Origin of the sequence: Nocardioides stalactiti, from assembly GCF_014180715.1 — a bacterium.
GTDB lineage: Bacteria > Actinomycetota > Actinomycetes > Propionibacteriales > Nocardioidaceae > Nocardioides > Nocardioides stalactiti.
Map to the genome: position 1 here is coordinate 19625 of NZ_JACEFC010000049.1, position 10429 is coordinate 30053.

12 protein-coding genes and 2 pseudogenes are annotated in these 10429 nt (G+C 72.1%); 9 read left to right on the top strand and 5 right to left on the bottom strand.

From position 1 onward, the window contains the following. The first annotated feature begins 75 nt into the window (after positions 1-75). Genes H0487_RS11605 through H0487_RS11630 form a run of 6 tightly spaced genes read left to right on the top strand, consistent with a single transcriptional unit; the run spans position 76 to position 4769 of the window. On the top strand, positions 76-435 hold the full coding sequence (locus tag H0487_RS11605) for an ArsR/SmtB family transcription factor (RefSeq protein ID WP_183094395.1): 360 nt from the start codon (positions 76-78) through the stop codon (positions 433-435). 46 nt (positions 436-481) lie between these two features. Further along, on the top strand, positions 482-1576 hold the full coding sequence (locus tag H0487_RS11610; protein ID WP_183094396.1) for an NAD(P)H-dependent amine dehydrogenase family protein: 1095 nt from the start codon (positions 482-484) through the stop codon (positions 1574-1576). Then, a complete protein-coding gene (locus H0487_RS11615; protein ID WP_246383415.1) occupies positions 1573-2064 on the top strand; it encodes a carboxymuconolactone decarboxylase family protein in 492 nt (163 codons plus the stop codon). The genes H0487_RS11610 and H0487_RS11615 overlap by 4 nt, the downstream gene beginning before the upstream one ends. Next, on the top strand, positions 2064-3428 hold the full coding sequence (locus H0487_RS11620) for a cytochrome P450 (RefSeq protein ID WP_183094397.1): 1365 nt from the start codon (positions 2064-2066) through the stop codon (positions 3426-3428). Before H0487_RS11615 ends, H0487_RS11620 begins: the two co-directional genes overlap by 1 nt. A gap of 10 nt (positions 3429-3438) precedes the next feature. Continuing rightward, positions 3439-4044 carry a VOC family protein gene (locus tag H0487_RS11625; RefSeq protein WP_183094398.1) on the top strand — a complete coding sequence of 202 codons (606 nt, stop codon included), beginning with the start codon at positions 3439-3441 and terminating at the stop codon, positions 4042-4044. Positions 4045-4079: 35 nt separating this feature from the next. Next, positions 4080-4769, top strand: a complete 690-nt coding sequence (locus H0487_RS11630; RefSeq protein WP_183094399.1) for an SHOCT domain-containing protein — start codon at positions 4080-4082, stop codon at positions 4767-4769. 58 nt (positions 4770-4827) lie between these two features. On the opposite strand, the gene H0487_RS11635 is transcribed toward H0487_RS11630, so the two are convergent. Together H0487_RS11635 and H0487_RS11640 are read right to left on the bottom strand one after the other, a co-directional pair. Beyond that, entirely contained in the window at positions 4828-5307 is a 480-nt protein-coding gene (locus H0487_RS11635) for a PPOX class F420-dependent oxidoreductase (RefSeq protein ID WP_220793331.1), read from the bottom strand. Continuing rightward, positions 5304-5744 carry a PaaI family thioesterase gene (locus tag H0487_RS11640; protein WP_183094400.1) on the bottom strand — a complete coding sequence of 147 codons (441 nt, stop codon included), beginning with the start codon at positions 5742-5744 and terminating at the stop codon, positions 5304-5306. The genes H0487_RS11635 and H0487_RS11640 overlap by 4 nt, the downstream gene beginning before the upstream one ends. A gap of 70 nt (positions 5745-5814) precedes the next feature. Between H0487_RS11640 and H0487_RS11645 the strand changes: the two genes are divergently transcribed. After that, entirely contained in the window at positions 5815-6414 is a 600-nt protein-coding gene (locus H0487_RS11645; RefSeq protein ID WP_183094401.1) for a TetR/AcrR family transcriptional regulator, read from the top strand. Positions 6415-6574: 160 nt separating this feature from the next. Next, a complete protein-coding gene (locus H0487_RS11650; RefSeq protein ID WP_183094402.1) occupies positions 6575-7444 on the top strand; it encodes an SDR family NAD(P)-dependent oxidoreductase in 870 nt (289 codons plus the stop codon). Here H0487_RS11650 and H0487_RS11655 read toward each other — a convergent pair. Both H0487_RS11655 and H0487_RS24460 read right to left on the bottom strand, forming a co-directional pair. Continuing rightward, positions 7390-7959, bottom strand: a pseudogene (locus H0487_RS11655) (alpha/beta hydrolase fold domain-containing protein); the annotation flags it as partial. The gene H0487_RS11650 and the pseudogene H0487_RS11655 overlap by 55 nt on opposite strands. Before the next feature lie 19 nt (positions 7960-7978). Beyond that, positions 7979-8380 (bottom strand): annotated as a pseudogene (locus H0487_RS24460) (alpha/beta hydrolase fold domain-containing protein); the annotation flags it as partial. Between the two features lie 134 nt (positions 8381-8514). Here H0487_RS24460 and H0487_RS11665 point away from each other — a divergent pair. Next, entirely contained in the window at positions 8515-9792 is a 1278-nt protein-coding gene (locus tag H0487_RS11665; protein WP_312855913.1) for an MFS transporter, read from the top strand. Here the strand turns inward: H0487_RS11665 and H0487_RS11670 are convergent. Beyond that, positions 9789-10223, bottom strand: coding sequence for an acyl-CoA thioesterase (locus H0487_RS11670; protein ID WP_183094403.1), 435 nt, complete (start codon positions 10221-10223; stop codon positions 9789-9791). The two genes, H0487_RS11665 and H0487_RS11670, sit on opposite strands and share 4 nt — an antisense overlap. Positions 10224-10429 lie beyond the last annotated feature (206 nt).

A 10429-nucleotide genomic window follows, 5' to 3' on the forward strand; every position in this document is an offset into this window, starting at 1 on the left:
CGCATAGAAGTTCATCGATGGGATGACCTTGCAGGACGCATCGACAAATGTCAATGGATGAGGCAGAATGTCGCCATGCCCTCCGCGCTCCCGATGATCCAGCCCGACGACCTGGCGGCCTGCTGCTCGCCCGTCATCGGTGGCGTCGTCAGCGACGAGGCGGCCGAGACGCTGGCCCGGATGTTCAAGGCGCTGGGCGACCCGACCCGGGTCAAGCTGCTCTCGCTCATCGCTGCTGCCGAGCAGGGCGAGGCCTGCATCTGCGACATGACCGAGCCGGTCGGGCTCAGCCAGCCGACGGTCTCCCACCACATGCGGCTCCTCGTCGAGGCCGGTCTCGCGACCCGTGAGCAGCGGGGCAAGTGGGCCTATTACCGCGTCGCCCCGGACGCGCTCCGGGCCCTGGCGTCGGCCCTGGCTCCCATCGCCTGCTGAAGGGAAACGCTGGCGCCGAGAAATAGAACATGTTCTACTTCTCGGCATGATCTCCACCGTCGTCTGGGGCACGGGCAACGTCGGCCGTGCCGCCATCCGTGCCGTGCACGCCCACCCCTCCCTCGAGCTCACGGCGGTCGTGGTCCGCGACCCCGCGAAGGTCGGCCAGGACGCGGGTGACCTCGCCGACCTCGGGACGCCGACCGGCGTCGCCGCGACCGATGACCTCGACGGCGTCCTGGCCGCGAGGCCGCAGGCGCTCGTCTACGCCGTGACCGGGGACGGCCGCGATGCGGAGGCGTTCGCCGACGTGCTCAAGGCGGTCGGAGCCGGCTGCATCGTCGTGACCCCGTCGCTCTACCCGCTCTACGACCCGCGCAACGCGCCGGCCGAGATGATGGAGCCGCTCAACGCCGCGGTCGCAGCGGGCGGCGGCGCGTTCTTCGGCAACGGCGTCGACCCGGGCTGGGGCAACGACATCCTCCCCGCCCTCCTCACCGGTGTCGGTACGGCGATCGACGAGGTCCGGTGCCAGGAGATCTTCGACTACTCGACGTACGACGCCGAGGACTCGGTTCGCTACCTGGTCGGGATGGGCCAGCCGATGGACTACGAGCCGCTGATGACGGCGCCGACCGTCCCGACGATGGTGTGGGGAGGCCAGGTGCGGATGATCGCCCGCGCCCTCGGCGTGGAGGTCGAGGAGATCCGCGAGTCCGTCGTACGGGACGCGCTGGCCGCGACCGTGACCACCGAGGCGATGGGCGACTTCGACGCCGGCACCCAGGGTGGTGTGCGGTTCGAGGTGCAGGGCATCGTCGGAGGTGAGCCGCGCATCGTGATCGAGCACGTCACCCGGATCCATCCGTCCGCGGCGCCGCACTGGCCGCAGGCACCCAACGGCGTGGGCGCGCACCGCGTCATCATCGAGGGCCGTCCGCGGATCGAGGTCACCCTCGAGGCGACCGACGAGGGCGGCAACCCGGCAGCGGGCGGCAACGCGACGGCCGTCGGCCGCCTGGTCAACGCGATCGACTGGTTGGCCGAGGCCGGCCCCGGCGTCTACGACGCCTTCGACGTGCCGCTCCGGCCGCTCACCGGTCGCCTCGGTGCCGCTGCCCGCGAGGCGGTGACGGCATGAACCTGCGGATCGACATCCCCGAGGACAAGGACCCGATCGGCTACGTCTGGGGCGAGATCGTCCCCAAGATCGGCGGCGCGGCGTCCGGCCTCTCCCTGGCGGTCTACGCCCACACCACCCTGGGCCTGCGTGAGTTCGAGGCGGCCCGGCTCCGGATCGCCCAGATCAACGGGTGCATCTTCTGCCTCGACTGGCGCACCGATCGGGACGGCGAGAAGGTCGAGCCGACCTTCATCGACGCCGTCGAGCAGTGGCGCACCACCGACGCGTTCGACGAGCGGACCCGGCTCGCGGCCGAGTACGCCGAGCGCTACGCGGTGGACCACCACGGCCTCGACGAGGACTTCTGGGGGCGCATGAAGGCCGCCTACTCGGACGCAGAGATCGTCGAGATCAGCATGTGCATCGGGTCGTGGCTCGCGTTCGGGCGCCTCAACCACGTGCTCGGCATCGACGGCGTCTGCAAGCTCCCGAGCACACTGGGTTAGTGAGCTCCGCACTTCCGCCCGGACCGTCGTGGCCCGACCTCCTGCAGGCCGTCGTGGTCATGCAGTACCGGCCGCGGGTGATGGGTGCGCTGCACCGCAAGCACGGCGACGTGTTCTCGGTGCGGATGCCCTACGGGCCGAGCGGCTCGATGGTCACCGTCGTGATCCTGGCCGACCCCGTCCACATCCGCGAGGTCTTCGCCGGGCCGACGGGTGTCTTCCACGCAGGCGAGGGCAACGTCAGCCTGCTCGACGTCATGGGCGCGCACTCCCTGCTCCTCCTGGACGACGAGGACCACGTACGGGCGAAGCGGCTGCTGATGCCGGCGTTCACGGGGCGCGCCATCGAGGGCTACCGCGGTCTGGTCGCCGACCTCGCCCGCGCCGAGGTCGGCCGCTGGCCGGACGAGGGGCGGGTCGTCGCGGTGGACCGGATGCAGGCGATCACCCTCGAGATCATCCTGCGGGTGATCTTCGGGATCACCGACGGGCGACGGCTCGAGGAGATGCGCCCGTTGGTGAAGGCCATCGCCAACGTCGGCCTGCTCCAGATGTTCGCGTGGCGCTACCGCCGGCTCCAGAAGCTGCCGCCCTGGGCGGGGTTCCTGGCCAAGCAGCGCCGGCTGGACGAGCTGATCTACGCCGAGATCGCCGACCGGCGCGAAGACCCGGGCCTGGCCGGCCGCGAGGACCTGCTGTCCCGACTGCTCCGCAGCCGCGAGGGGGACGACGCCCTGACCGACGCCGAGCTCCGCGACCAGCTGGTCACGTTCCTGCTCGCGGGGCACGAGACCACGGCGACCACGCTCGGCTGGACCCTGCACGAGATCGCCCACCGGCCCGAGGTCCAGGAGGCCGCGGTGCGGGCGGCGCGGAGCGGCCCCGACGGCGACGCCTACCTCGAGGCCGTCGTGAAGGAGGCGATGCGGCTGCGGCCGGTGATCTTCCAGGCCACGCGCACGCTCACCGAGCCGGTCACCATCGCCGGCTACGACCTCCCGGCCGGGGTGGTGGTGTCCCCGGCGCTCGGGCTGATGGGGGTGCACCCTGGACACCACGACGACCCGCTCGACTTCCGTCCCGAGCGATTCCTCGACACCTCGCCGCCCCCGAACACGTGGATCCCCTTCGGCGGGGGCGCGCGGCGCTGCATCGGCGCGACCTTCTCGCTGATGGAGTCGGTCGAGATCCTGCGCGAGGTGCTCACCCGGTACGACGTCGCGCCCGCGGACGGCGCGCCGGACCGGCTCCAGCCGCGCGGCATCATCAACGCGCCGCACCGCGGGGCGCGGATCGACCTCAGGCGCCGTCACCCGGCTGATCGAGCAGGAATCAAGAAGCGTCGGTCCGTGCCCCGCGCCTAGCGTCGGGGACATGAGCTCCATCGACACCCTCACCCTCGAAGTGGCCGACCCGCAGGCGGCCCAGACCTTCTACGCTGCCGCGTTCGGCGAGCACTCGCCCGTGCGTGTCCGTCGTGCCGAGGACCCCACGTCGGGCTTCCGCGGCTTCTCCATCTCCCTCGTCGTGTCCCAGCCGAGCACCGTGCGTGCGCTCGTCGACGCCGCGGTCGCGGCGGGAGCGACCACCCTCAAGCCGACCGCGAAGTCCTTCTGGGGCGTCGGCGGCGTGGTCCAGGCGCCCGACGGGACGATCTGGAAGATCGCCACCTCGGCGAAGAAGGACACCGACCCGACCGATCGCTCGGTCGAGGAGGTCGTCCTCCTGCTCGGCGCCGCCGACGTCGCCGCGAGCAAGCGGTTCTACGTCGAGCAGGGCCTGGAGGTCGCCAAGAGCTTCGGCCGCAAGTACGTCGAGTTCGCCAGCCCCGCGAGCAAGGTCAAGCTGGCGCTCTACGGCCGCAAGGCCGCTGCCAAGGACGCCGGCGTCCCCGTCGACGGCACCGGCTCGCACCGCCTGGTGATCGGGAGCGGGGTCGGGTCGTTCACCGACCCCGACGGCTTCGTCTGGGAGAACTGAAGCGACGTCGTGCCCGACGGACTACGCTCCCGCGCGTGAGCTCTCCTGCCGGACGACCAGAGGAGCGGCCCGAGGGGCGCGCCGAGGAACGTCCGCCGTCGTTCCTGCGCAACCTGGCCACGACCCTGCCGTTCGTGCTGCTGTGCGGCATCGTCGGGCCGATCTTCCTGTTCTTCTACTTCGCCCTGGGCTCGTTCCAGGAAGAGGTCGGCTGGATGCTGTGGACCGGGCTCGGGGTGACGATCCTCGACGTCGTCCTCGGCTTCGGGATCGCCGCTGCCCGGACGAGGTCGCAGCACCGGACCTACCGTCTGCGGCGGACCGGCAAGCGCGGCTACGCCGAGATCGTGAACCTCGAGCAGACGGGGATCCGGATCAACGACGAGCCGCTGCTCTCCGTGCACGTCCGGATCTCCGGCGAGGACCTCGCGACGTTCGAGGCCCAGTCCCAGACGGTCATCGCGGACTTCCGGCTGCCGCTGCTCTACAGCGGTCCGATGCCGGTGCTCGTGGACCCCGAGTCCCTGGAGTGGGAGTTCGACTGGGACGCCGCGCGCCCCGGCATCGCGACGGCGCCCCTCGTCGCGGCGTTCGCGCCCCCGGTGGCCGGCGACCCGCGCCCGCGCGCGGAGCGCCTCGCCGAGCTCGACGACCTGCTCCAGAAGGACCTCATCGCGCGCGAGGAGTACGACGCCACCCGGGCCCGGATCCTCGGCGAGATCTAGGGCGTGGCTCTCGAGCCCACGCCTGCTGCGCCGGGTTTCCGACTCGACCTGGCGGCGTTCAGGCAGGCACGAGCTCGAGGTAGTGCACCTCGGTGAGCGGTCGGCTGAGCCGTTCGAAGAGGCGCTGCCCGAGGGTCCACTGCGACCGGATGGTCCGGGCCGCCCGGACCCGCTCCGCCTCGTCGGCCAGCACGCGGCCGGTGGCGGCGACGGGGTCGCCGAGGGGTTTGCCGGTGACGGTGCAGGGCGCGATCAGCGCGCGGGGGTCGCGCCGGAGACGCTTGGCCTTGTAGGCGTTGACCTCGGTCCAGACGTAGAGCCGCTCGCCGTCGCGGGCGAACCAGACCGGTGCGGGCACCGCCGAACCGTCGCGCTTGTAGGTGACGAGCAGGCAGTGGTGGTGGCCGGCGAGCTCGTCGAAGCCTCCGGTGCGGACGGGCCGGTCGAGCACTGTGTGGGCGCTGTCGTCCATCGCCGCGACCATCGGGCGCTTCGCGATCCCGATGACGCGCCGCGACAGCGCCTCGGGGAGCCTCATCGGCGGTTCACCAGGCAGGTCGAGGTGCCGTGGGCGACCAGGCGGCCGTCCTCGTCGACGACCTTGCCCTCCGCGGTGGCGATCCGGCCGCCGACATGGATCGTGCGGCCGGTGGCGGTGAGCCGCTGGCCGGCCGTCGAGACCGACCCGGTGTAGTTCACCGTGATGTCGACCGTGGCGTAGGACTCCCCGGGCTCCAGGGTCGTGTGGACGGCGCACCCCATGACCGAGTCGAGGAGGGTCGCGCAGATCCCGCCGTGCACGTTGCCCATCGGGTTGGCGAAGTCGGGACGGGTGGTGAGGGCGAACGCGACCTCGCCGTGCTCGATCTCGACGAGCTCCATGCCGAGGAGGTTGCCGATGAAGGGCACGTCGGCGGAGAAGCCGCTCATCATCCTCAGCTGCTCCAGCCCTGACATCTCGGTGAGCGCGGTCATCCTGTTCCTCTCGATAGACTGATCGGTCTATGAGAGCATGGATGGATCGATCGGTCTAGTGGAGGTGACGATGGCGACACCCGATGCCGCCGGGCCGCGGGAGCGGCTCCTGGCCAGCGCGATCACCCTGGTGCGACAGCGGGGCGTGGCCGGCACCGGACTCAACGACCTGCTGGCGCACAGCCGTACCGCGCGCGGCTCCATCTACCAGCACTTCCCGGGCGGCAAGGACGAGCTGGTCGCAGCCTCGACCCGGCTGGCCGGCCAGGTGGTGGTCGGCCGGGCGGCCCGCGCCGCCGAGCTGGACGACCCGGTCGCGATCGTCCACCAGGTCGTCGAGCGCGCGCGGCGCGGGCTGCTGGAGCACGACTTCGGCCTCGGCTGCCCGATCGTCGCCGCGGCCGTCTCCGGGCCCGACCACGATCCGGCCGTCCGGGCGGCGGCCGAGACCCTCGATCGGTGGGTCGAGGTGCTGTGCGACGGCCTCGAGCGCACCGGCCTGGAGCGTCGTACGGCCGAGGGCGTGGCGAGCCTCGTCGTCAGTGCGGTCGAGGGCGCCCTGCTGCACGCGCGGGCCGCCCGGTCGGTGGTTCCGCTGGACCACGTCGAGGAGCAGCTGACCTTCCTGGTGCAGGCGCAGTCAGCCGCAGGGCAGTGCGCCACCGACTGACGGTGCAAGGGGTGTCCTCGGTCACTGCGGTCGCGGTGATCCGGCCGTAGTCTTGGCCGTCGTCGGACGCATCGGCGTGACCAAGGCCACGGCCGACGGCCACCCATTTACTACACTACTGTAGTAAGTTCGTCGCGATCCCCCAGCGCGAGGAACCCGCATGACCATCCCCCGGCCCAGCCCCCTGACGACGGCGCTCGTCACCGGCGCCTCGACGCCGATCGGCGCCGCGCTGGCGCACCAGCTCGCCGCCCGCGCGCACCACCTGACGCTCGTCGCGCGGCGCACCGAGCAGCTCGATGAGCTGGCTGCACGGATCCGAGCCGAGCACCGGGTCGGCGTCGAGGTCATGGCCTGCGACCTGGCCGACCCCGACGCCCGCGCCCGGCTGCTCGAGCGGATCGCGTTCCGGGGACGACAGGTCGCCGTCCTGGTCAACAACGCCGGCGGTGCCACCGGAGGGGACTTCGTCGGGATCGACACCGCCGACGAGATCACGCAGGTGCGGGTCCTCGTCGAGGCCGTGGTCGACCTCACCTCCCGGATCCTGCCCGGCATGGTGGAGCGCGGGGGCGGCGCCGTCCTCAACGTGGCGTCCACCGCTGGACTCCAGCCGCTGCCGTGGAGCGCCGGCTACGCCGCTGCGAAGGCGCACACGATCGCCTTCACCGAGGCGCTGCACCACGAGCTCGCCGGGCGCGGTGTCTCGGTGACGGCTCTCTGTCCCGGCCCGGTGCGGTCCGGGGATGCTGGTGAGGCCGGCGAGCAGGCGACCCGGGGCATGCCCCAGGCGGTGTCACAGGCGATGTCGGTCCCGCCCGAGACGGTCGCCGAGATCGCGATCGCGAGCCTCGAGCGCAACCGCCGGGTCGTCGTGCCGGGTGCGATGGTGCGCCTCACCGCGCTCGGTTCGAAGCTGACCCCGAAGACCTTCCAGCTCCCGGCACTGCGTCGCGCGATGCAGCCGAGCCCGGCTCAGCCGGCGTCGGACACGGCCGCGGACCGGTCGACCTCGTCGATGAACCGATAGATCTCCGCCATCGCGCGGCGCGACTCCGGGAGACCGAACAGCTGGAAGACGTGGAGCTGACCCGGCCAGACCTGGAGCTCGCAGTGGCCGCCCGCCTCCCGCTGGACGCGGGCGAACAGCTCGGCGTCGGCCGACATCATCTCCCGGCCCCCGGCCTGGATGAGCACCGGCGGCAGGTCGGGCCCGGCCTCGCGGGAGACGTCGAAGCGCGGGTCGTGCCGATCGCCGGTCCGCAGGTGGTGGCGGATCACCCGACGTGCGAACCGCGGGTGCACCGTCGGGTCCTTGGTACGACGGGCAGCGGCGGCGGCGCAGTCGAAGGACGCGTCGACGAGGGGCGAGAGCAGGACCAGGCCGGCCGGCATCGCCATCCCGGCCCGCCGCAGCTCGCCGCACAGGGACAGGGAGAGGTGGCCGCCGGCCGAGTCGCCGGCGACGACGATGTCCTGCGCGCGGAAACTCTGCTCGAGCAGCCAGAGGTAGCCGTTGACGACGTCCTCGTGGGCGGCCGGGAACTGGNCCGTTGACGACGTCCTCGTGGGCGGCCGGGAACTGGTAGCGCGGTCCCATCCGGTAGTCGAGGGAGAAGACGCCGCGGCCGGTCTTGCGGCCCAGCGCGTAGGTCAGCCCACGGTGGGTGCGCGGCGAGCAGACGGCGTAGGCGCTGCCGTGGATGTAGTAGACGATCTTGGTGCCCGCCGCCGGGACGCCGCCGACCCACTCGCCCCGCACCTGGCGGTCACCGAACCCGGAACGTACGGTCTCGTGCGGGATCCGGTCGAAGCCGCCGGCCCGGCACGCGGCCTCGAGGGCGGCGCGCAGCGGCGCGACGGCCAGGGCGGGTGCCGGCACCACGGTCGAGACCGGGTAGAGCGTGAGCCGCGCGGCGCGCGCGAGGTGGACGCTGGCGCGGGACGGCGCCCGCTCGAACCTCATCGTCAGGTCGGACACAGGCCCAGTAGAGCAGCACTCCAGGTCATCTGTCCGGAACTCCGGTCGCTCACCGTCCCGGTGATGCCTGACGCCCGCCAGGTAAGGGTCGCTTTCCTTGTAGGGGATGATCGCGCGACGTGAGCACCACGACCGAGCGGCCCGGGGGCCGCGCGCCCTGGACGCCCTGGCGGACCGTGGTCGCCTTCGGCCTGGTGAGCATGGCTGCCGACATGGTCTACGAGGGCATGCGCGCCCTGTCCGGACCTCTGCTCGGGACCCTCGGTGCCTCGGCGCTGACGGTCGGTCTCGTCACCGGCGCCGGCGAGGCGGTCGCGCTCGTGCTGCGCCTGGTCACCGGTCCCTGGGCCGACCGGAGCCAGCGGCACTGGCGGCTCACCGTCGTCGGTTACGGCATGACCGCCGTGAGCGTGCCGCTGCTCGCCGTCACCCCGTTCCTCGGGAGCGCCGGGCTCGCGGTCGCGGCGACGCTCATCCTGGTCGAGCGGACCGGCAAGGCGGTCCGCAGTCCGTCGAAGTCGGCGCTGCTCGCGCGGATGGCGCGGACCACGGGCCGGGGCAAGGGCTTCGGGGTCCACAAGGCGATGGACCAGGTGGGCGCCTTCGCCGGCCCGCTGCTCCTCGCCGGGGCGGCGGCCCTGACCGGGGTCCTGTGGCCGGGCTTCGCGCTGCTGGCGATCCCGGGCCTGGTCTCGATGCTGCTGCTCGCGCAGCTGCGGCGGCGGGTGCCGTCGGTGGCCCAGCCGGATCCCGAGGACCTCGAGGAGCCTGCCGAGGGACCCGACGCCACCGCGTCCCCGGAGGCGTCGCCGACCGCTGCGGCACGCCGCTTCGGTGTCGGCGCCCTCGGCCTCGACCTGCCTGGCTCCTTCCACCTCTTCTCGCTCTCGGCCGCGCTGACGACCGCCGGGCTGATGACCTTCGGCGTCATCTCGTTCCAGCTCGTCGACAACGGACTGGTCGCGATCGCCGTGGTGCCCGTGGTCTATGCCCTCGCGATGGCGATCGAGGCGGTCGCGGCTCTCGCGACCGGTGACCTGTTCGACCGGTGGGGCGGCCGGATCCTGCTCGTGGTCCCGCCGCTCGTGGCGACCGTGCCGCTGCTGGTGTTCGCCGACACCCTGGCCGTGGTCCTCGTCGGCGTCGTCGTCTGGGGCATCGCCACCGCGGTACAGGACTCGACGGTCAAGGCCTACGTCGCCGACCTCGTCCCGTCTCGCCGCCGGGCCTCGGCGTACGGCGTCTTCGCGGCCGTCCAGGGCATGGGTGCCCTCGGCGGTGGGGCGCTCGCCGGAGCCCTCGTCGTCCACCACCTCCCGGTGCTGGTCGGGGTGGTGGCCGTCCTCCAGGTCGTGGCGCTCGGGCTCCTGCTGCGGACCCTGCGCCGGGTCCGCTAGGCCGCTCGCCGCTCGACTCCCGGCGCCAGCAGCGGCGCTGCCTTGTCCCAGATCTCGTCGGGGATCGGCGTCGGCCGCAGGGTCTGGCCGTCGAGGAAGACGACGACCCGGTGTCCGTCGGCGTGCACCACGCTGTGGTCGGCCGAGAGCACCTCGAAGCGGTAGGTGACGCTCGTCGTCCCGGCCCGCTCGACCCAGAAGTGCACGTCGACGTCGCTGATGCCGACCACCGGCTGGTGGTAGGTGAGCGACAGCTCGCGGATGACGAGGACCGAGGTCGCCGGGTCGATCTCCCAGCCCGCGTCGGCCCAGTAGTCGATGACGGCGTTGTCGAAGAGCAGGGCATAGCGCGCGTGGTGCAGCATCCCGAACCCGTCGAGGTCGTCGAGGTAGACCCGCTTGCGGAGGGTGACGCCGGTGGTGTCGGGCATGGTGAGCTCCTGAAAGTCTGCGTTCGATCGGTCGTGTAGTTCGGCAACAGTACGACCGAATGGACGTTTACGTCCAGTCGTGCGTAGAGTTGTGATCATGACCACGCCGACCACCCCGGCCCCGATCGACCCCGCCCCGAGCGTCGACGGGCGCCGGGCGCGCGGTGACGTGACCCGGCGGCGGGGCGCTCGCGAGGCCGCGATGG

What these genes read in the sequence shown, in the direction of transcription:
- H0487_RS11610 (WP_183094396.1), top strand. Translation starts at nt 482, where the DNA reads ATGATCTCCACCGTCGTCTGGGGCACGGGCAACGTCGGCCGTGCCGCC.
- H0487_RS11645 (WP_183094401.1), top strand. Translation starts at nt 5,815, where the DNA reads ATGGCGACACCCGATGCCGCCGGGCCGCGGGAGCGGCTCCTGGCCAGC.
- H0487_RS11605 (WP_183094395.1), top strand. Translation starts at nt 76, where the DNA reads ATGCCCTCCGCGCTCCCGATGATCCAGCCCGACGACCTGGCGGCCTGC.
- H0487_RS11670 (WP_183094403.1), bottom strand. Translation starts at nt 10,223, where the DNA reads ATGCCCGACACCACCGGCGTCACCCTCCGCAAGCGGGTCTACCTCGAC.
- H0487_RS11650 (WP_183094402.1), top strand. Translation starts at nt 6,575, where the DNA reads ATGACCATCCCCCGGCCCAGCCCCCTGACGACGGCGCTCGTCACCGGC.
- H0487_RS11635 (WP_220793331.1), bottom strand. Translation starts at nt 5,307, where the DNA reads ATGAGGCTCCCCGAGGCGCTGTCGCGGCGCGTCATCGGGATCGCGAAG.
- H0487_RS11615 (WP_246383415.1), top strand. Translation starts at nt 1,573, where the DNA reads ATGAACCTGCGGATCGACATCCCCGAGGACAAGGACCCGATCGGCTAC.
- H0487_RS11625 (WP_183094398.1), top strand. Translation starts at nt 3,439, where the DNA reads ATGAGCTCCATCGACACCCTCACCCTCGAAGTGGCCGACCCGCAGGCG.
- H0487_RS11640 (WP_183094400.1), bottom strand. Translation starts at nt 5,744, where the DNA reads ATGACCGCGCTCACCGAGATGTCAGGGCTGGAGCAGCTGAGGATGATG.